This window comes from Xanthomonas sp. 3075 (genome assembly GCF_014197275.1).
Taxonomy (GTDB): domain Bacteria; phylum Pseudomonadota; class Gammaproteobacteria; order Xanthomonadales; family Xanthomonadaceae; genus Xanthomonas; species Xanthomonas campestris_B.
Genome location: NZ_JACIFI010000024.1, coordinates 1 through 21111, shown reverse-complemented (window position 1 = coordinate 21111; position 21111 = coordinate 1). Strand labels below are relative to the sequence as shown.

Here is a 21111-nt window from a genome sequence, read left to right as displayed (position 1 = left end):
AGCCGACACAAGCAGGTAAACTGCCCGGCTATCTTCTACCCGCCTGGAATAAGCGCCATGCCCGGGACGTCCGTTTCCGATCTGTCCGCAGCCACCGCCGTGGACGCACCTGCCCTGTTGCCGCTGCCGGTGGCTCGCCCGTCGGCGCCTGCCGTGGTACGCGGCAAGCTCTACATCAAGACCCACGGGTGCCAGATGAACGAGTACGACTCGGCCAAGATGGCCGACGTGCTCGCCGCCTCCGACGGCCTGGAGCTGACCGATAACCCCGAAGACGCCGACGTGGTGCTGGTCAACACCTGCTCCATCCGCGAGAAGGCGCAGGAAAAGGTGTTCAGCCAGCTGGGCCGCTGGCGCTTGCTCAAGGAAAACCGGGCCAAGGCCGGCGGTACGCCGGTGATCATCGGGGTGGGCGGTTGCGTGGCCTCGCAAGAGGGCGAAGCCATCGTCAAGCGCGCGCCCTATGTGGATCTGGTATTCGGCCCGCAGACCCTGCATCGCCTGCCGGAGCTGATCCGCGCACGGCGCGAATCGGGCAAGTCGCAGGTGGACATCAGCTTCCCGGAAATCGAGAAGTTCGATCGCCTGCCCGAGCCGCGCGCCGATGGCCCGTCGGCGTTCGTGTCGATCATGGAAGGCTGCTCCAAATATTGCTCGTTCTGCGTGGTGCCCTACACCCGTGGCGAAGAAGTCAGCCGGCCGTTCGAGGACGTGCTGGTGGAAGTGGCGCAACTGGCCGCGCAAGGCGTGCGCGAGATCAACCTGCTCGGCCAGAACGTCAACGCGTATCGCGGTGCGTATGGCGCCGACGCGGGCGAGGCGGCGCAGTATGCCGATCTGGGCTTGTTGATCCGCACCATCGCGCAGATCGACGGCATCGGCCGCATCCGTTTCACCACCTCGCACCCGCTGGAATTTTCCGACTCATTGGTCGATGCGTATCGCGACGTGCCGCAGTTGGCCAATTACCTGCACTTGCCGGTGCAGGCCGGCAGCGACCGCATCCTGTCGGCGATGAAGCGTGGCTACACCGCGCTGGAATTCAAGTCCAAGATCCGCAAGCTGCGCGCGGTGCGCCCGGATATTTCGATCAGTTCGGACTTTATCGTCGGTTTTCCCGGCGAGACCGAAGCGGATTTCGAAAAGACCATGAAGTTGATCGAAGACGTCGGTTTCGATCAGAGCTTTTCGTTCGTGTATTCGCGTCGCCCCGGCACGCCGGCCGCGGATCTGGAAGACGACACGCCCGATGCGCTCAAGCAAGCGCGCCTGGCCCGCTTGCAGGCGCACATCAGTGCGCATGCGGCGACCATTTCGCAGTCCATGGTCGGCAGCGTGCAGCGGGTGCTGGTGGAAGGCCCCTCGCGCCGCGACCCGAACGAATTGACCGGCAGGAGCGAGAACATGCGCCCTGTGAATTTTGCCGGCAATCCGCGCCTGATCGGGCACTTCGTGGACGTGCTGATCACCGAGGCGATGAGCAATTCGCTGCGTGGCGTCATCCAGGTGAGTGACAGCGCGAGTTGATACGACCCAGGCGCCGGATGCCTGGCGCCATGGTGCAGCATCGCGCGCCTCGCATATGCGCTGATCGGCGGATACGCGCCGGCCGATCGAGACCTGCGCTGCGCTGCGGCCGGCTAATCGTTGCACCCCCTGAGTGCGACGGTACTTGCGTTGCATGGCTGGAACAGCAACGTCGCCGCGCGATCTTCCGCAATCACGCTGCTGGCAGGGCCATTGCGCTGCATCGGCTCAGTGTCGCTCGCGCTTGGGCGCGCTGCTGCGCCGTGGCCGGCCTGCGGGTCGACAACAGCGCGCATCGCTCGCACAGCGGTCTCGGTCGTGATCGCGCATGGCACACGGCACCGACTCGCCTCGTTGCGCAGTACGCACAGCTGGTGATCAAAATTTCACCATCCATCTGCAACACCTTGCGGCGCAAGGCCTCACCATACTTACCCACAGGCTTTGCCGAATTCGATCCACACCGCTTGTGGACAACCGCCATCGCAGTGGTGATTTTTTCGCCACCACCCTGCCAGACCTTGCGTCAGTAGGCGTCGCACTTTTTATCCACAGGTTAGTGATGCGTGACTCCACAGCGATTGTGGAAAACCCGCGCACGTCGCCCAGCGATCTCGGAGCCGCGCCATTGCGGCGGCCGGGCGTGTTGGAGGGATCACACGCTGCGCGCTACCCTCGTCTGCCGCCCAACCGATCAGCGCATGCGTGCGCGGTCCGATCCGACCATGAACTCACCTGCACACCGCGACTTCACCCTGGAACCCGACGATACCGAGCGCTTGGCCAATCTGGCCGGCCCGTTCGACGCGCACCTGCGCCAGATCGAGCTCAAGCTGGGTGTGGAGATCGCCAATCGCGGCAACATCTTTCGCGTCACCGGCCCGGAGCCGGCGATCACCACCACGCAGACGCTGCTGACCGCGCTATACGACGAAGCCGCCTCCACCACTTTCGACAGTCACGCCATCCATCTGCGCTTGAACGATGCCAATGTCGAGCACGTGGTCGATCGTTCCTATGCAGCGCAAGAAGTGGCGATCAAGGTCAAGCGCGGCACGGTGCGTGGCCGCGGCGCCAACCAGGCCAAGTACCTGCACGCGATCACCACCCACGACATCAATTTCGGCATCGGCCCTGCCGGTACCGGCAAGACCTTCCTGGCGGTGGCCAGCGCGGTGGAAGCGCTGAACGAGTCGCGCGTGCAGCGGCTGATCCTGGTGCGCCCGGCAGTGGAAGCCGGCGAGAAGCTGGGCTTTCTGCCCGGCGATCTCAGCCAGAAGGTGGACCCGTACCTGCGCCCGCTGTACGACGCGCTGTACGAAATGCTGGGCGTGGAAAAGGTGGTCAAGCTGCTGGAGCGCAACGTGATCGAAATCGCACCGCTGGCGTACATGCGCGGCCGCACGCTCAACGATGCGTACGTGATCCTGGACGAGGCGCAGAACACCACCATCGAACAGATGAAGATGTTCCTGACCCGCCTGGGTTTCGGCTCCACCGCCGTGGTCACCGGCGACCTGACCCAGATCGACCTGCCCAAGCACGTCAAATCCGGCTTGCGCGATGCGATCGAGGTGCTGCACGAGGTCGACGGGGTCAGCTTCACGTTCTTCGAAGCGCGCGACGTGGTGCGGCATCCGTTGGTGGCGCGTATCGTCAATGCCTACGAAAAGCGCGAAAGCGCCTTGTCGCCGCCTGCAGCCGACTGACGATGCGCGGCACGGGCTTGCTGTGGGGAGTGTGGCTGATGCTGGCTTGCCAGGGCTCGGCGCAGGCGCAAGCATCCGAACAAACCGACACGACCACGCGCATCACCCTGCGACAGCAGCTTGCTGCCTCCTGCGTGTCGGTGGCCGGCGCGCAAACGACCATCCTGCTGGACCGTGCCGAGCTGGAACGACTCGCGATGGGAAAGCCTGCAGCCGCTGCGGCAGTTGAGGACGATGCGCAGCGGCTGGCGCGGCTCGCAGGCGTGCGGGCGCAGGGAGTGCTTGCCTCCACTGGCAAGGCGCACGACCGCTTCGGCTGCGCGGTGGTTCAGGAGGGCAAGGGAAGCGCCGACACGCATTATCTGCTCGGTCAACTGCTGGAACGCGGCCGGGTAGCGGTCTGGACCCAGGCCCCGGCGGGCTTCGCCCCTGCCATCGAGGTCAGGCGGGTCGATCCGCATTGCCGGAACGGGCCGATGGGCAGTGCGTTTTATCGCGTCGCCGACGGCGGTCCGTTGATACTGGTGCTGGTGGAGTGCGTCCGCTGATGCCCGCTCACTCAAGCGCGGATGCGCGGACAGGCATCGCAGCAAGGCGCCACTCGCGCGATACTGTTACCTCTGTCTGATCTGACTTGTTGGTGTTGCCATGACCAAAGGCCCCATTCGCCTAGACGTCGCCGTCAGTTACGCGCTCCCGCGCGCCGGTCTGCCGTCGGCGGTGAGTTTTCGCAAGTGGGTGGCCGCGGCGCTGAAGGGACGCATCCGCGAGGCCGATCTGGCGGTGCGCCTGGTCGATGAGAAGGAAGGCTGCTCGCTCAATCACCACTATCGTGGCAAGGACTACGCCACCAATGTGCTGAGCTTTCCGGCCGAGTTGCCCGAAGGCCTGCCCGAGGGCATCAAGATGCCGCTGCTCGGCGATCTGGTGATCTGCGCGCCGGTGGTGGCGCGCGAGGCGGCCGAACAAGGCAAGTCGCTGGCCGCGCATTACGCCCATCTGACCGTGCACGGCACCTTGCATCTGCTGGGCTGGGATCACGAAGACGACAAGGAAGCCGACGCGATGGAGCAGCTGGAGCGCGAAATCCTGGCCGACCTAGGCATCGACGACCCGTACGCGGGGGAGCGCTGATGCCAACCGGGCGATGGCTGCGGGCCAGCGGCATCACCGCTCTGCTGTGGCTGGGCGTGTCCGGCGCCTGGGCCCAGGCCGCGCCGGTGCGCCCGGACCTGCCGGCCCTGATCGAATGCCGCCAGCGCATTGGCGACTTCAACGCGCTGGCACCGGTGCTGGCCGACCCGCTCAAGGCGGTCGCGCTGGGCTGGACGCCGCTGGAGCAGGCCAACCTGTTCATGACCGAATACACGCTCAACACGCCGATCAGCGTGTTCGGCCACCGCACCACCCATATCGCGTTCTCCGGCGCCAGCGTCATGGCGCTGCTGGACCTGCCCGATCCGCGCCCGTTGGCCAAGCAATTGAACCTGGAACTGGGCGTGGATAACGCCGACAAGGTCATGTACGGGCGCGAGCTGGTCAGCGAAGACACCACCAACCCCAAGACCGGCGAGGCGATGATCGAATCGATCGTGCTCAGCGTCTCCAACGTGAAGTCGCATCCGGGCAAGACCGTGGTCGGCTGCGGCTATAGCCTGGACCTGCCCTGAAGCACGGCGTCCGCCCCTGCCCCGTCCACAGCGCCTTAGCGGCTTCCTGCTAGACTGGCGCCTATCGCCTGGTTTGCCGGGTGCCGTCCCCCGTCACGATGTCCGAAGACGACAGTAGCCAATCCCAAGAAACACCCGAAAAACGCCGTAGCTGGCTCGAGCGCCTGAGCGCTGCCTTCTCCGGCGAGCCCCATACCCGCGACGAACTGGTCGCGTTGCTGCGGACCGCCGAACAGGACGGTCTCATCGCCGCAGACACCTTGCGCATGATGGAAGGCGCGATCTCCGTGTCCGAGCTCACCGTGGGCGATGTGATGATCTCGCGCTCGCAGATGGTCTCGTTGCCGGTGGAAGCACGTTTCATCGACCTGATGAAGCAGGTGGTCGAATCCGGCCATTCGCGCTTCCCGGTGCACGGCGAGAACAAGGACGAAGTGCTCGGCATTTTGCTGGCCAAGGACCTGTTGCGCGGCGTGGTCGCCGACAACGGGCCCGGCAACGTGCGCGAACTGTTGCGCCCGGCGGTGCTGATCCCCGAGTCCAAAAAGCTCAATGTCCTGCTCAAGGAATTCCGCCTGTCGCGCAACCACATGGCGATCGTGGTGGACGAGTACGGCGGCGTCGCCGGCCTGGTCACCATCGAAGACGTGCTGGAGCAGATCGTCGGCCAGATCGACGACGAGCACGACGATGCCGAAGAAGAGAATTCGCTGATCGCCATCCAGGCCGACGGCCGCTATGTGGTCGATGCGCTGACGCCGATCGAAGACTTCAACGAACGCTTTGGTGCGCAATTTCCCGACGACGAATACGACACCGTCGGCGGCCTGGTCACCGATGCGATCGGGCATCTGCCGGAAACCGGCGAAGAGCTGACGCTGGGGCGCTTTGCGTTCCGCGTGGCCAAGGCCGACGCGCGACGCGTGCATGCCTTCCATGTGACCATTCTGCCGCCAGACTCGCAGGACGAGGCTTGAACCTGTCGCCTTGCATTGCCGCTGCAGCGTCCAACCGCAGCAGCGTTCGGCACTGGGCTGCGTGCGTGATCGTCCTGCTGTTGGCGCTCCTGGTCGCACCGGTGGCCATGGCTCAGGCTGCCAGCCAAGCCACCGGCCAGCCATCTGTACCGGCACCGCGTGTCGGTGTGGTCACCATGCAGCCGGGCGAGGTGTTCTTCGAACGCTTCGGTCACGATGCCATCGTGGTGGTCGATCCCGTCACCCAGCAGGCCACCTCGTACAACTTCGGCTTCTTCGATCCAAGCGAGCCGGATTTCGTCCCGCGTTTTGCGCGCGGCGAGATGATGTATTACCTGGTGGCGTTGCCGCTGGAAGAAGACCTGCAGCAATATCGCGCCGGCGGCCGCGGCGTCAGCATCCAGTGGCTGGACCTGCCACCGGAACAGGCGCGCGCCCTGGCCGATGGGCTCGCCATCCGCAGCCAGCCGGAAAATGCGCGCTACCACTACGATTACTTCATGGCCAACTGCGCCACGATGGTCCGCGACACGCTGGACCGTGCCATGGGCGGCGCATTGAAATCGCAACTGGCCGGCCGCTCGCGTGGCAACACGTTCCGTAGCGAAGCAGTGCGCCTGGCCTCCCCTGCCCCGTGGATGTGGCTGGGCTTCGATCTGGGGCTGGGCCCTTACGCGGACCGCCCGCTATCGCGCTGGGAAGAAGCCTTCGTGCCGATGCGGCTGGCCGACAGCCTGACCCAGGTGCACAACAGTGCCGGCCGCCCGTTGGTGCAGTCCACCCAGGTCGTGCTGCCGCATCGCATCGCACCGGAGCCGGCCGAACAGCAGCGGCATTGGTGGCCCTGGCTGCTGACCGGGCTGATCGTCGCTACCGGCGTGCTGGCACTCGGTCGCAGGCAACGTCTGCTGGCCGCGCTTGCACTGCCGTACTGGCTGCTGTGCGCAATCGGCGGCGGCTTGCTGGTGTATCTGTGGGGCTTCACCGTGCATCAATCGGCATGGGCCAACCGCAACCTGTTGTTGGTCAACCCGCTATGCCTGCTGTTGCTGATCGGCGGCATCGCCGTGTGGCGTGGACGCCGGCCGGGACGCTGGTTCGATGTGGTGCGCTGGGTGGTCGCTGCCTCGGCGCTGCTGGCCTTGCTGATTCACTGGCTGTCGTTCCAGGCGCAGGGCAACCTGCAATGGGTGCTGCTGCTGTTGCCGATCCACACCGCGCTCGCCATCGCGTTGCGGCGGCGTGACGTCCCCCCTCGCATGCGCTGACCCAGGATGCGCCCATGAATCACCACGGCAGCCATCCGGACAACCCCTCCTGCGTCATCACCTGCGCCTATTACGACGGCCAGGGCGAGCGCCACGACATCAGCCTGGAGCAGATCAGCGACGTGCTGCAGCGCCCGGATGGCTTTGTCTGGGTCGGCCTGTACGAGCCGCAGGAATCGGTGCTGCACAAACTGCAGGACGAGTTCGGCCTGCACGATCTGGCGATCGAAGACGCGCTCAAGGCGCATCAACGCCCCAAGGCCGAGAGCTACGGCAATTCGTTGTTCGTGGTGGTCAACACCGCACAACTGGTCAACGAACGCATCCGCTATGGCGAGACGCATGCGTTTTTAGGTGCACGCTTTCTGTTGACCGTGCGCCATGGCGCGTCGCTATCGTATTCGCCCGTGCGGCACCGGGTCGAACGTGAGCCGGCGATGCTGCGCATGGGCGCTTCGTTCTGCCTGTATGGCGTGCTCGATTTCGTGGTCGACAACTACCTGCCGATCATGGACGAGTTCCGCGACACGCTGGAAGGCCTGGAAAAAGATATCTTCGCCGACGACTACAAACGCGAAACGGTGGTGCGCCTGTATGAGCTCAAGCGCGAACTCAACAAGATGCGGCTGGTGGTGGCGCCACTGCAGGACGTACTCTCGCACCTCAAGCGCAACCCTGGCTCGCTGATCCACGACGAGGTCGGCATCTACCTGCGCGACGTCCTCGATCACGCCGTGCGCAGTAACGACGCCATCGACACCTTGCGCGAAATGCTGGGCACCGCCTTGAGCGTCAACCTGTCGATGGTGACGCTGGCACAGGGCGAAACCGTCAAGCGCCTGGGTGCCTGGGCCGCATTGCTGGCGGCCCCTACCCTGATCACCAGTTGGTACGGCATGAACTTCACCCACATGCCCGAGCTGGACAAACGCTACGCATACCCCTTGCTCGTGGCCGGCGTGGTTGGCTCATGCCTGGCGCTGTATCGCCTGTTCAAGCGCGCGCGGTGGCTGTAGGGCCGCTTTGCGGCCGGGATTCGGGAGTCGGGAGTCGGGATTGGTTAGAGCGGGTTTGCTGATTGCTGATCCAGCTTGAGCCATGGGTGTGTTTTGATCGCTATTGCTTTAATCGGTTGACCAAGACTGTTTGATGTCTGGTGGTTTCTGTTGGCGTACGCGCGAGTCAACCAGCGCCTCATGCGCACCCTCATCCGCCCATCGGGCACCTTCTCCCGATGGAGAAGGGAGCGCCGTGGCCTTTACGAATCCCAACTCCCGAATCACCAATCCCCGCTCTCAAGCCACATAGATCGTCTTGATGTTCATAAACTCGTGGATGCCGTGCTCTGCCAGTTCGCGGCCGAATCCCGAGCGCTTGATACCGCCGAACGGCAGACGCACATCGCTCTTGACCACCGAATTGACGAACGCCGCACCGCACTGCAATTGCTGGGCGACGCGTTCGCCGCGTTTGGCATCGGCAGTCCACACGCTGCCGCCGAGGCCGAAGCTGGTGTCGTTGGCCACGCGCACCGCGTCCGCTTCGTCCCTCACCCGGATCACCGAAGCGACCGGGCCGAACAGCTCTTCGTCATAGGCCGGCATGCCCGGCGCGACCTGATCGAGAATGGTGGCCGGGTAACCGGCATGCGAGCCGGGCACCGGTTCGCCACCGAGCAACACGATGGCGCCTTTCTGCACGCTGGCCCGCACCTGAGTATGCAGTTCGTCGCGCAGATCGGCCCGCGCCATTGGCGCGAGCGTGGTGCCGTCCTGCTGCGGGTCGCCGAGCACGCGCTCGGAAGCGGCCACGACGAAGCGTTCGATAAAGCGATCGGCGATCGCATCCACCACGATGAAGCGCTTGGCAGCGATGCAGGTCTGCCCGCTGTTGTCGAACCGCGATTGCACCGCCGACTGCACGGTGTGCTCCAGATCGGCGTCTTCCAGCACCACGAAGGCGTCGCTGCCGCCGAGCTCCATTACGCACTTCTTCAGCTGGTCGCCGGCGTTGGCAGCCAGCGAACGGCCCGCGCGTTCGCTACCGGTCAGCGTCACTGCGGCAATGCGCGCGTCGCGCAGCACCTCTGCCGCCTGGTCGTTGTCGATATGCAGCACGTCGAACACGCCTGGCGGGATACCGGCCGCGTCCAGCACCTGCTTCATCGCATCGGCGCAACGCGGCACGTTGCTGGCGTGCTTGAGCAATGCCACATTGCCCGCCATCAGGCCTGGCGCGAGAAAACGAAACGCTTGCCACAGCGGAAAATTCCACGGCATCACCGCGAAGACGCAACCTAGCGGCTCGTAACGCACATAGCTGGATTGCGCTTCGGTCGGGATATCACGCGGCGCCAGGTACGCGGCCGCGTGCTCGGCGTAATAGGCACACGCCTGCGCGCACTTGTCGACCTCGGCCAGCGCTTCATGGCGCAGCTTGCCCATCTCTGCGGTCATGGTGCGCTGCAGGTCGTCGCGTCGTTTCGTCAGCTCCTCGCCGACGCGGCGCAGCCGTGCGCCGCGCTCGGCCAGTGGCAGCGCTGCCCAACCGGGGAACGCATTGGCGGCGGCGGCAAGACGCGCCTCGATGGCGGCGGCGTCCAGGGTGTGCTGGGTGTGCTCGACCCGGCCGTTGGCCGGATTGATGGTGTCGTAGGACATGACGGTCTCCTGTTACAGACCGGCCATGCTAGTGGCCGGCAAGTTGCAGCCGCGTCACAACCGCTTCAACTCACTGCAACGCTGTGTTTGCCCACACCGCGACGCAATGCCGCATCTCCATCGGGCCGCTCGCCGACGAACGGCAGCTGGAATGACTCCCAAATCAAGATGACGAAGGCAGCGCTGCCCTGTCCATGGTCCAACCGCACGGAATGCTCTAGCATCCCGCAATTGGCAGATTCGTTTATTCACGGAAGACCACAACATGCGCCGAGATCTCATTGCTCTAGTTGTAATTGGTGCCAGCGCATGCCTGCCGGGATGTGCCGCCATCCAGGACATGTTTCACGGCCCGCGTCCCAGCCCGAACGGATTTGTCACCGTGAGCTGCATAGATGCTGTGCCCAACCGCACGCAACCCTGCGAGGAAGAGGCGCTGCGTGCGTGCTCGGACACGGCGATCCGCCAATTCGTTACTGCGCAGTCGTCGCCGAACATGGTCACGATCTATCCGATCAGCAAAAAGTCCAAGGACGACGGCAAGGACGACGGCAAGGAAAATCGCAAGGATCACGACGACGAACAACCCAGAGTCGAGCAACAGGGCTACCAGATCAGCGCCGAGTATCAGTGCTACCTGACCAAACCGCAGCCCTGGGACAGCGGTTACACGCCTCCAGCCAGGTAAGAGCAGCCGATCGAACGGTTGCACTCACCGCCCGGCGCACGCGCGGAAGGCGTCCAGAATCGGCTTGCCAGCTTCGTACCAGTCGGTGGTTTCACCGTTGGCAGCTGTCTGGCAGCCGCTTGCTGCGGTTCATTCGCCTCACCAATACTGGCAGGCGCTCAGGAAGCAGCCTGCAGCGCCAACCGTGCATCACGCTGACGGTGCTTCTCGCTGCGGGCGAGCAACCACCAGCCGATCACCGCGACGGCCGACACTGCCAGCACCATGACCGTCGCAAGAGCGTTGATCTTGGGGCTGATGCCCATCCGTACCGACGCGAATACCTTGATCGGCAATGTGGTGGAACTGGGCCCGGACAGAAAACTGGCGATCACCACATCGTCCAGCGACAGCGTGAATGCCAGCAACCAGGCCGCTGCCAATGCCGGCGCGATGATGGGCAACGTGATCAGCGCGAACACCTTCAACGGCGTCGCGCCCAGATCCATCGCCGCTTCTTCCAGCGAGCGATCCAGTTCCTGCAGGCGCGAGGACATCAGCACCGTGACGAAGGAGACAGTGAAGGTGACGTGCGCCATCCAGATGGCGACCATGCCGCGCGGTGCGATGCCCAGCACGCCCCCCATCGACACCAGCAACAGCAGGATCGACAGGCCGATGATCACTTCCGGCATCACCAGGGGCGCGGTGATCAACGCACCGAACAGGGTCTTGCCGGGAAAGCGGCGCATGCGCACCATCGCCATGGCCGCCATCGTGCCCAGCACCGTCGAGGCGCAGGCCGTCCAGAACGCAATCTTCAGGCTGACCCAGGCCGCCTCCAATAACTGACGATCGCCCAACAACGCGCCATACCAGCGGGTGGAAAAACCGCCCCATACCGTCGCCAGCCGCGAGGCGTTGAACGAGTAGACCATCAGCAACAGGATCGGCAGATACAGAAAGCCGAAACCCAGCGCGAGCACGCTGGCGCCCACCATGCGGCCACTGCGAGAGGTGCGCATCATGCCGGACGCCCTTCCAGCTCGCGCTGCTGATAACGGTGGAAGATCACGATCGGCACCAGTAACAGCAGCAACATCACCGTGGCCACTGCGGCGGCCATTGGCCAGTCGCGGTTATTGAAGAACTCGCCCCACAGCACGCGGCCGATCATCAAGGTGTCCGGGCCGCCCAGCATTTCCGGGATCACGAACTCGCCCACTGCCGGAATCATCACCAGCATGCAGCCAGCCACGATCCCGTTGCGCGACAGCGGCAAGGTGATGCGCACGAACGCCTGCCACGGGCGTGCGCCCAGGTCGTAGGCCGCTTCGAGCAGGCGCTGATCGTGCTTGACCAGGTTGGCGTACAGCGGCAGCACCATGAACGGCAGATAGCAGTACACGATGCCGATATACGCGGCGAGCGGTGTGTACAGCAACTGCACTGGTTGCCGGATCACGCCCAACGCCAGCAGCGCCTGATTGAGCAAGCCATTGCCATCGAGAATGCCGATCCACGCGTACACACGGATCAAGAACGAGGTCCACGATGGCAGCACCACCAGCATCATCGCCACATGGCGCGTGGCCAGCGGCAGACGCGCGATGACGTAGGCCATCGGGTAACCGATCGACAACGCAAACACGGTGGACACCGCCGCGATCCTGATCGAATTCGCGTACGCCGCCACGTACTGGCTGTCGCGCAGCAAGGCCAGATAATTGTTCAGATGCAGCTTGACGCGCATCGCGCCGTCGGCCGCATGGGCGAACAGCGGCGTGTACGGCGGCATCGCCGTGGCGCGTTCGGCGAAGGAGATCTTCAGCACGATCAGAAACGGGATCGCAAAAAACACCAGCAGCCACAGATACGGCGCAGCGATCACGCCCCAGCGTGCACCCGGCAGTGCGCGCAGCAGGCGCCGCATCATGCGGTGAGCACCACGCCGTCCTGCTCGCCCCAACTTACCCATACCGTATCGCCCCAGGTCGGCGCCTGGCTACCCGCGCGCTGACGATTGGCAACGTGGACCATCAGCTTGAAACCGCTGGGCAGGCGCACGTGATACACCGAATGGCTGCCGAAATACGCGATGTCCTCGATCACGCCCTGCGCCTTGTTGCAGGCCTGTGCGGGTTCATCCTTGCCGATGGCGAGCTGTTCCGGACGCAGCGCAAATGCCACTGCCTGCGCTTGCAACCCGGGGATGCCGTAGCCGATGCGGATACTGGCATCGAACGCAGAGGTCTGGAGGTTGACGGCATCCGGCTTGTTGTCGACGACGCGCGCATCGATCAAATTGACCGAGCCGATGAATTGGGCCGCAAAGCGATTGGCCGGTTGCTCGTAGATTTCGTCAGGAGTGCCGATCTGCTGGATCCGCCCCCGGTCCATCAACGCGATGCGGGTGGCCATGGTCATCGCCTCTTCCTGATCGTGGGTGACCATGACGCAGGTGACGCCGGAGGTCTCGATGATATTGACCAGTTCCAGCTGCATCTGCGAACGCAGTTTTTTGTCCAGCGCGCCCATCGGCTCGTCCAGCAACAACAGCTTGGGCCGCTTGGCGAGCGAGCGTGCCAACGCCACGCGCTGCTGCTGCCCACCGGAGAGCTGATGCGGTTTGCGCCTGGCCAAGTCGCCCAGCTGCACCAGTTCCAGCATCTGGCCAACACGCGTGGCGATGGCCGCCTTGGACAAGGCTTCCTGCTTCAATCCGAACGCGATGTTCTGCTCCACGCTCATGTGCGGAAACAGCGCATACGACTGGAACATCATGTTGATCGGACGCTGGTACGGTGGCAGTGCGTCGAGCGGCTGCCCATCGAGCACGATGCGGCCCTTGGTCGGCCGCTCGAAGCCGGCCAGGCAACGCAGCAACGTGGACTTGCCGCTGCCCGACCCGCCCAGCAACGCGAAGAGTTCGCCCTTGCGGATCTGCAGACTGACGTCATCGACCGCGACGACACCGTCGAATTCCTTGCGCACCTCGCCGATGCGCAGATAGTCGGTATCGCCTGGAGCGTGTTGCAGCAACGGCGCGGGTTCGGGCAGTGCCATGAAACCTCTCGATTGCATCAGTGCCGGCGACACCATCGCCTCGGCCGGCACCCTCATGGAAAACAACGCCGGCCACCGCCGCGCTGCCGCCGACCGTGGCGAGGCGTCAGCGCGCTTCTTGTACCGGCGCGCTCCAGCCCAGGCCCAGGCTCTTCTGCAGCGCGACGTAGTTCACCAGCAACTGCACCTGCGCCTGTGCGGCGGCGTCCTGCGCAGACAGTTGCTGGCGTTGTACGTCGAGCAGATCGATCGACGACGTGGCGCCGGCATCGCGGCGTTGCTGCATCAGTCCGGCAGAGCGCGTGGCCGAAGCTTCGGCCTGGCGCGCGACCACCAGTTGCTTGCGCGCCGAACCAAACCGCGACAGTGCGGAATTGGCATCCTGCAACGCCGCCAGCACCGCAGCCTCGTAGGCCGCCTCGCGGCCGGCGTTGCCGGCGCGCGCCTGCTCCACCTGCGCGCGGGTCTTGCCGAAATCGAAGATCGACCAGCGCAGCATCGGCACCGCCAGCTTGGTCAACGCATCGGAATTGAAATCGCTGGGCGAGCCGGCGATCCAGCTCAGCCCGCCCAATAGGGTCACCTGTGGGAAATAGCCATTCAACGCTTCGCCGATCTGCGCGCTGGACGCGGCCAGCTCGCGCTCGGCCTTGCGCACATCCGGGCGGCGACGAATCAACGCGCCGGCATCGTCCACGCGTACCTGGGTCGGCAACATCGGCAACGGTTGCGGGCTGCTCAGTTGCGCGTCCAATGCACCGGGCGCGCGCCCGACCATCAATGCCAACTGGTCCAGCGCTTCCTGCGATTGCATCTCCAGCGGCAGGCGTTGCGCCTGCTGCTGCTGCACCTGGGTGGCGATCTGTTCGACCTGCAAGTCCGAGGCGGCGCCGCGCTCGCGGCGCTGCTGGGTCAGGCGCAAGGTCTGCCCGATCTTGTCGAGATTTGCATCGGCGATCGCCAACCGCGCCTGCAAGCCGCGGTAGTTGAGATACACCTGCCCCACTTCGGCCGCCAGCTGCACCTGCGCGTCGGCCAGCTCGGCTTCGGAGGCCTGCGCCTGTGCCAAGGCGCCTTCGGCGGCGCGACGGCGGCGACCGAAGAAATCCAGTTCCCAGCTGGCATCGAACCCGGCGCTGTAGAGCTGGGTTTTTTCCAGGTCCAGCGCTTCGCTGCCCTGCGCCGGTGGCTGACCGTTCTGGCCGTTCTGCAATCGGCCCAGGGTGTCGACGATGGCCTGCGGTGGCTCCGCATACACATACATGGCGCTGGCATTGAGCTTGGGCAGGCGCTCGGCACGGCGTTGGCGGGCCAATGCACGGTTGCCGCGCAGGCGCGCCTGCGCCGCACGCAGGTTGGGGCTGTCTGCCAGCGCCTGGGTGATCAGCTGGGTGAGCGTCGGATCGTGCAGTTCCTCCCACCAGTGATTCAGCGGCGCAGCGGCGACCACCTCGGCACCGCTGGCGCGATGCAGTGCAGGTGCCTGCATGGCCGCCTCGGCCACCGCCGGTGGCTTGGTGTAATTGGGGCCCAGCATGCAGCCGCCGAGCAACAAGGCGCTCACCGCCGCGGCCAGCGGCATGCGGATCAGGCGCATGGAATCAGTGCATCGCAAGTTGCGTCCCCTTCGGTAACGGCTTGAGCAAAAAGGCCAGCGGAATCGTGCAGACCACGATCACGCCGAAGATCCAGAACAGATCGCTATAGGTCATCACCAGGGCCTGCTGCTGCACCAGCCGCGCCAGTTGCGCGACCGAGCGAATGGCTGCCTCGCCGCCGGCGCTGCCCTGCATCTGCGCGGTCAGGCCGGAAAGAAAGTCCTGCGCGCGCGAGGAATTGGCAGTGATCGCGCTGCCGATGGTTTCGGTGTGGAAGGTCATGCGGCGCTCCTGGAAGGTGGAGATCAGCGCCAGGCCCACCGAGCCGCCCAGGTTGCGGCCGGCATTGAACAGACCCGATGCATCGCCGGCCAGCTCGGGCGGCACCGACGAAATCGCCGCCTGGTTGAGCGACATCATCGCCAGCGCCAGCCCACAGCCCTGCAGCAACTGGCCGGCGACAAAATGCATGCCGACCGTGTCGGCGGTCAGCGACAGATTGGCGAAGCAGGCTGCGGCAAAACAGATCAGGCCGGAGATCACCAGGATGCGCACGTCCACCGTTTCAAGCAGCTTGGGCATCATCGGCATCAGCAGCACGGTCGGCAGGCCGGACAGCAACAGCACGTATCCGGCCTGCTCGGTGTTGTAGCCGGAGATCACCGCCAGAAACTGCGGAATCATGTACATGACCCCGAACAGGATCATGCCCACCGCCATCACCATGATGAAGACAGCGCCGAAGCTGCGCTGCATCAGCAACGACAGCCGGATCACCGGTGGCCGCTGGCGAAACTGCGACATCACCAGTGCGGCGAATCCGCTCAAGGCGATCACGCTCAGCGTGTTGATCTCGCTGGATTCGAACCAGCGCTCGCGCTGCCCTTCTTCCAGCACCACGGTGAGTCCGCCCAGGCCGGCGGTCAGGCCGTAGATGCCCAGCCAGTCGGCCCTGAGCAGGCCTGCCCAATCGCCCTTGTCGTGTTTGAGGCCGAGCAGCAGCAAGGCCACCAGACCCACGCAGATCGGCACGTTGATGAAGAACGCATAGTGCCAGCTGACGTTTTCGGTGAGCCAGCCGCCCAGCAGCGGGCCGATCACCGGCCCCATGATCACGGTCATACCGAACAAGGCGGTACCCATGGTCTGCTGGCTGGGCGGCAGCCGCGTGGCGACGATGGTCAAGGCGGTGGGAATCAGCGCACCACCGGCCAGGCCCTGGCCGACGCGGCCGATGATCATCATCGTCAACGAGGTCGACAGCCCGCACACCACCGAAAACACGGTGAACATCACCGCGCAGATCAGCAGGAAGTTACGCAGGCCCAGCGTGCGCACGAACCAGCCGGTCAGCGGGATCATAATGATCTCGGCGACCAGATACGCGGTGGAAATCCAGGTGCCTTCGGTGCCGCTGGCACCGACTTCGCCCTGGATGGTGGGCAGCGCCGCGTTGACGATGGAGATGTCCAGCGTCGCCATGAACGAGCCGATGGTGCCGGCCAGCACCGCCAGCCAGGCACCCGGCTCGGCCTTCTCGCGTTGGGCGCTGCCGCCGGCACGGGGGCCGGTGGCTGCTGCTGCCGTCATTGCGCGCGCTCCTGCGCCTGCATGCGATCGGATTCCTCCTCGGCCCGTTGCTTGGCGTCCTTGGCCGAGCGCGTATCCACGGTGACTTCGACCGACATGCCCGGCACCAGCACCTTGCGTGCCTCGTCACCGGCCAGCACGCGGATACGCACCGGGATGCGCTGCACCACCTTGGTGAAGTTGCCGGTGGCGTTCTCCGGTGGCAGCAAGGCGAACTGCGAGCCGGTGCCCGGCGAGAGGCTTTCGACCTTGCCGTGCAGCTTCACGCCCGACAACGCATCGACCTTGATCTCGGCCGGCTGACCCGGACGCATCAGGCCGACCTGGGTTTCCTTGAAGTTGGCCACCAGGTACAGCGATTGCTGCGGCACGATGGTCATGGTGCGGGTGCCGGCGGCCAGGAACTGGCCCACCTGCACGGTCTTGTCGCCCACACGGCCGTGGATGCGGCTGGTCAGCCGGGTGTCTTCCACCGCGACACGGGCCTGATCGGCATCGGCGGTGGCCTGCTTCAAGCCGGCCTGCGCCTGTTCCAGCTGCGCGTTGCTGGCCAGGATCTGGCTCTGCGCCCCCTTGGCCTGCGCCTGCGCCGCGTCGTACTGGGCGCGGGCGCGGGCCAGCTCGTGCTGCAGGCTTTCCTGATGTTCGTGGGTGTCAGCGCCCGAGGCGGCCAACGGGGCGAAGCGCTTCACTTCGGCCTGGGCGAATTTCAGGCTTGCCGCTGCCGAGGTCACCTGGCTACGCGCCTGCACCAGCGAGGACTCCTGCCCAGAGACATTGGCGGTGGCCGCTGCGATATCGGCCTGGCGCGCGGCGATTGCGGCCTCGGCCTGCTGCAGGTTCGCCTGATAGGTTCGATCGTCGATCTGCAGCAGCGGCTGGCCGGCATCCACGATCTGGTTGTCGCCCACCATCACCTTGGTCACATAGCCGCTGACACGCGGCGCCACGGCCACCGAATCGGCCTGCAGGTAGGCGTTATTGGTGTCCTGCATGTAGCGGCCCTTGATCAGGTAATAGGCCAGCCAGATCACCAGCAGGATCGCCACCAGTACGCCGACCACGATCAGCGTCCATTTGACCTTGGGATTCTTCAACGGCGAGGGCTTGGCCGGCTCCTGCTGGTTGCGGTGTGCGTCGGCACCGTGGGCTTCCGTGGCTGACGCATGGCCGTTGTTGGACTGCTGGTCGTTGTTGCTCAAAGTGAGGCGTCCTGTGTCGTGGGCGAGGCACGCGCGCCGACGGACCGCATCGGCGGCTCCGGCGAAGGCGGCGCAACGATACTATTATTTAAACCAGCCAGTACAGATTGTGTGATGAGCTCGCTTGCGCTAGGCCATGGATGGGCAGCAGCACCGCAACAACGGCCGGCGTTCATGCCGCTGTCGACCGTCTCGCTGCATCAATCCAGCCTTGGTTCTTCGAGGCGACGCGTTTCAGCGCCGCATCCACTGCCCTGCCTCAGCGCCCGGTCTTGATCTCGGTCCACAGCCGCGTATACAACCGATCCACCTCGGGCGAGTTGATCGCATAGGTGAACATCTTGGCGGTCACCTCCGGCGGCGGGTAGATGGTGGGGTCGTGACGGATCGCCGCCTCCACCAGCGGTGTGGCGGTGCGCACCGGATTGGCGTAGTGGATGAAGTTGGTGTTGGCCGCAGCCACCTCCGGCTTCAACAGATAATTGATGAAGGCATAGGCGTTTTCCGGATGTTTGGCATCTTTGGGGATGGCCAGCATGTCGAACCATTGCGGCGCGCCCTCCTTCGGAATCGCGTACGCCACCGTGATGCCGTTGCCGGCTTCCACCGCACGATCGCGCGCCTGGATGATGTCGCCCGACCACCCTACCGCCAGGCAGGTATTGCCGTTGGCCAGCGATGTCACGTACTGGCTGGAATGAAAGTTCTGCACATACGGGCGAATCGTCTTGAGCAGCGCAGCGGCCTTTTCGATCTCGGCGGGCTTGCTGCTGTGCGGATCCAGGCCGAGGTAATTGAGCGCGATCGGGATCATGTCCGAGGGCGTGTCCAGCATCGTGACACCGCAGTTCTTGAGCCTGGACAGATTCTCGGGCTTGAAGACCAGATCCCAGCTGTTGGCGACCTCGGTGCTGCCGAAGATGGCCTTGAGCTTATCGACGTTGTAGCCGATGCCGGTGGTGCCGATCATGTACGGCACACCGTAGCGGTTGTCGGGATCCTGCGCGGCGATGCGACGCATGATGTCCGGATCCAGATTGGCCAGATTGGGGATCTTGCGCTTTTCCAACGGCAGGAAGACGCCGGCCTGGATCTGCCGCCCGAAGAAGTTGAGCGTGGGCACCACCACGTCGTAATCGCTGCCCCCGGCGAGCAACTTGGTCTCCACCATCTCGTCGCTGTCGAACACGTCGTAGGTGACCTTGATCCCGGTGCTTTTCTCGAACGCCGGAATGGTGTCTTCGGCAATGTAGTCCGAGTAGTTGTAGACGTTGAGTACCTTGGCTTGCGCCTCGGTCGTGTCCGGTGCGTTGCCGCTACCGCAGGAGGCTACCGAGAAGGTGCACAGCGTCAAGGCGAGCAGTCGCAGCGTCATAGGGATCTCCGGGACAGCGCGATGAGGGCAAGCCGGGGTGCGGCCCGTCGGAGCTCCAGACTACTTGCCATGATTGCGTTTGCCCAGGCACAGCGTGTGCCGTGCGTCGAAATGGGATGCATCGACCGCCAGGGTGCGGCCTGTCCCCGGCTTGGCCGGCGCCAACGCAAGCGACACGGCGCACGCTGCGTGCCGCTGACGGCAACCCCTGGAAACCTCCCTGTGGCACGCCGACGCTGCGGTAGGGGCACTGCCTCAACACGCACCCACAAGCAGCATCACACGGACGATTGCCCCAGCGCGTGTGCGGTGTCGTCCAGCGCCGCCCAGGCCTTGTCGAACAATTCGTCGACCTGTTCCGTGGTGATGATCAACGGCGGCGACAACAGCATGGCGTCGTAGGTGGCGCGCAGGATCAGCCCGCGCCGCAATGCGAAGTCGCGGCACATCGCCCCCACCCGCCCGCGCTGCGGGAAATACACGCCACGCCGGCGTTTGTCCGGCACAAGTTCCAGCGCGCCGACCAACCCGGCGATACGCGCCTCGCCCACCAGGCGATGTTCGCCCAGTTCTGTCCAGCGTTGCGCCAGATACGGTGCGATACGGGTGCGCGCGGTCTCCACGATGCCTTCGTCCTGCAACAGTCGCAGGTTCTCCAGCGCCACCGCCGCGCACACCGGATGCCCGGAATAGGTGCCGCCATGCGCCAACTCGCCGCCCTGGTCCTTGAGCACTGCGGCCACGCGATCGTTGAACATGGCCGCTGCCAGCGGGATGTAGCCGGAGGTGATGCCCTTGGCCAGCGTCATCACATCAGGCTGGAAGCCGAAATAGTCCGCGCCGAACCAGGCGCCCGTGCGCCCGAACCCGCAGATCACCTCGTCGGCGACCAGCAGCACGTCGTAGCGCCGACAGATACGTTCGATCTCGGGCCAGTAACTGCGCGGTGGGATATACACCCCGATCGCACCCATGATCGGTTCGCCGATGAACGCAGCGACACGTTCCGGCCCGAGCTGCAGAATTTTCTGTTCCAACCGACGCGCCGCCAGCAAGCCGTATTCCTCAGGGTCCATGTCCTCGCCGTCGCCGAAGTGATACGGCGGCGCGATGTGGTGAATGTCCGGAATCGGCAAGCCACCCTGCTTGTGCATGCCTTTCATGCCACCCAGGCTGGCACCGGCCATGGTGGTGCCGTGATAGCCGTCGTGACGGCCGATGAAGATGCATTTTTGCGGTTGCCCCTGTACCGCCCAGAAATGCCGCACCAGGCGCAGGATGGTGTCGTTGGCCTCGGACCCGGAGTTGGCGAAGAACGCATGATTCAGATCGCCCGGCGTCAGTTCCGCCAGCTTGGCGGCAAGATGGATGGTCGGTTCGGTGGTGCACTGGAAAAAGCTGTTGTAGTACGCCAGCTGCTCCATCTGCCGCGCCGCAGCCTGCGCGAGTTCCTTGCGGCCGTAGCCCACGTTGACGCACCACAATCCGCCGAACGCATCCAGCAACTTGTTGCCCTGTGCATCCCAGACATACACGCCCTCGCCGCGCATCAGGATGCGCGTGCCCTTGTCGGCCAATGCGGCGTTGTCGTTGAACGGATGCAGATGATGCGCTGCGTCCAGCTGCTGCAGGGTCTTCAGGGCGTGCGGGTCCATAACCGTCTCACTGCGAGGTATGGGCGAGTTTACGATCCGTGGCGGTGAGTTTCGCTAAGGAAGGTCTGAACAATGAGGCCTGAGAGTGCGGGATGTCGCATCGTTCCGGAGAGTCGCGTTTGGATCTTCGGATTTTTCGCAATTTCT

The 21111-nt window shown here is 64.6% G+C and carries 18 protein-coding genes; 9 read left to right on the top strand and 9 right to left on the bottom strand.

Annotated features, from left to right (window positions below):
- Positions 1 to 57: 57 nt before the first annotated feature.
- The 8 genes from miaB (at position 58) to GGR62_RS17965 (ending at position 8167) form a co-directional block, all read left to right on the top strand.
- A complete protein-coding gene (gene miaB / locus GGR62_RS18000) occupies positions 58 to 1527 on the top strand; it encodes a tRNA (N6-isopentenyl adenosine(37)-C2)-methylthiotransferase MiaB (RefSeq protein ID WP_184409208.1) in 1470 nt (489 codons plus the stop codon).
- Positions 1528 to 2252: 725 nt separating this feature from the next.
- Entirely contained in the window at positions 2253 to 3236 is a 984-nt protein-coding gene (locus GGR62_RS17995) for a PhoH family protein (protein WP_184409207.1), read from the top strand.
- A 2-nt stretch (positions 3237 to 3238) separates the two neighbouring features.
- Positions 3239 to 3784: a hypothetical protein gene (locus GGR62_RS17990; RefSeq protein ID WP_184409206.1), complete on the top strand. Its 546-nt coding sequence runs from the start codon at positions 3239 to 3241 to the stop codon at positions 3782 to 3784.
- Between the two features lie 100 nt (positions 3785 to 3884).
- On the top strand, positions 3885 to 4370 hold the full coding sequence (gene ybeY, locus GGR62_RS17985; RefSeq protein WP_184409205.1) for an rRNA maturation RNase YbeY: 486 nt from the start codon (positions 3885 to 3887) through the stop codon (positions 4368 to 4370).
- Positions 4370 to 4906 carry a hypothetical protein gene (locus GGR62_RS17980; protein ID WP_260306269.1) on the top strand — a complete coding sequence of 179 codons (537 nt, stop codon included), beginning with the start codon at positions 4370 to 4372 and terminating at the stop codon, positions 4904 to 4906. The genes ybeY and GGR62_RS17980 overlap by 1 nt, the downstream gene beginning before the upstream one ends.
- A gap of 98 nt (positions 4907 to 5004) precedes the next feature.
- Entirely contained in the window at positions 5005 to 5883 is an 879-nt protein-coding gene (locus tag GGR62_RS17975) for a transporter associated domain-containing protein (RefSeq protein ID WP_184409249.1), read from the top strand.
- Complete coding sequence (locus GGR62_RS17970; protein WP_184409204.1) at positions 5880 to 7151, top strand: DUF4105 domain-containing protein; 1272 nt, start codon at positions 5880 to 5882, stop codon at positions 7149 to 7151. Before GGR62_RS17975 ends, GGR62_RS17970 begins: the two co-directional genes overlap by 4 nt.
- A 14-nt stretch (positions 7152 to 7165) precedes the next feature.
- Entirely contained in the window at positions 7166 to 8167 is a 1002-nt protein-coding gene (locus GGR62_RS17965) for a magnesium and cobalt transport protein CorA (RefSeq protein ID WP_184409203.1), read from the top strand.
- A 279-nt stretch (positions 8168 to 8446) separates the two neighbouring features.
- Here the strand turns inward: GGR62_RS17965 and GGR62_RS17960 are convergent, their stop codons facing one another.
- Positions 8447 to 9811, bottom strand: coding sequence for an NAD-dependent succinate-semialdehyde dehydrogenase (locus GGR62_RS17960; RefSeq protein WP_184409202.1), 1365 nt, complete (start codon positions 9809 to 9811; stop codon positions 8447 to 8449).
- A gap of 265 nt (positions 9812 to 10076) precedes the next feature.
- Here GGR62_RS17960 and GGR62_RS17955 point away from each other — a divergent pair, with 265 nt between their 5' ends.
- Complete coding sequence (locus GGR62_RS17955; protein ID WP_184409201.1) at positions 10077 to 10499, top strand: hypothetical protein; 423 nt, start codon at positions 10077 to 10079, stop codon at positions 10497 to 10499.
- 158 nt (positions 10500 to 10657) lie between these two features.
- Here the strand turns inward: GGR62_RS17955 and GGR62_RS17950 are convergent, their stop codons facing one another.
- From GGR62_RS17950 to GGR62_RS17915, 8 genes are all read right to left on the bottom strand, one after another.
- Positions 10658 to 11506, bottom strand: coding sequence for an ABC transporter permease subunit (locus tag GGR62_RS17950; RefSeq protein WP_184409200.1), 849 nt, complete (start codon positions 11504 to 11506; stop codon positions 10658 to 10660).
- Positions 11503 to 12414, bottom strand: coding sequence for an ABC transporter permease subunit (locus GGR62_RS17945; RefSeq protein ID WP_184409199.1), 912 nt, complete (start codon positions 12412 to 12414; stop codon positions 11503 to 11505). Before GGR62_RS17945 ends, GGR62_RS17950 begins: the two co-directional genes overlap by 4 nt.
- On the bottom strand, positions 12411 to 13544 hold the full coding sequence (gene potA / locus GGR62_RS17940) for a polyamine ABC transporter ATP-binding protein (RefSeq protein ID WP_184409198.1): 1134 nt from the start codon (positions 13542 to 13544) through the stop codon (positions 12411 to 12413). The genes GGR62_RS17945 and potA overlap by 4 nt, the downstream gene beginning before the upstream one ends.
- Before the next feature lie 106 nt (positions 13545 to 13650).
- On the bottom strand, positions 13651 to 15141 hold the full coding sequence (locus GGR62_RS17935; protein WP_184409197.1) for an efflux transporter outer membrane subunit: 1491 nt from the start codon (positions 15139 to 15141) through the stop codon (positions 13651 to 13653).
- Between the two features lie 4 nt (positions 15142 to 15145).
- Complete coding sequence (locus tag GGR62_RS17930; RefSeq protein ID WP_184409196.1) at positions 15146 to 16732, bottom strand: MDR family MFS transporter; 1587 nt, start codon at positions 16730 to 16732, stop codon at positions 15146 to 15148.
- Positions 16729 to 17934, bottom strand: a complete 1206-nt coding sequence (locus GGR62_RS17925; protein WP_184409195.1) for an HlyD family secretion protein — start codon at positions 17932 to 17934, stop codon at positions 16729 to 16731. Before GGR62_RS17925 ends, GGR62_RS17930 begins: the two co-directional genes overlap by 4 nt.
- Positions 17935 to 18193: 259 nt before the next feature.
- Complete coding sequence (locus GGR62_RS17920; protein ID WP_184409194.1) at positions 18194 to 19309, bottom strand: polyamine ABC transporter substrate-binding protein; 1116 nt, start codon at positions 19307 to 19309, stop codon at positions 18194 to 18196.
- A gap of 278 nt (positions 19310 to 19587) precedes the next feature.
- Complete coding sequence (locus tag GGR62_RS17915; RefSeq protein WP_184409193.1) at positions 19588 to 20964, bottom strand: aspartate aminotransferase family protein; 1377 nt, start codon at positions 20962 to 20964, stop codon at positions 19588 to 19590.
- Positions 20965 to 21111: the final 147 nt, after the last annotated feature.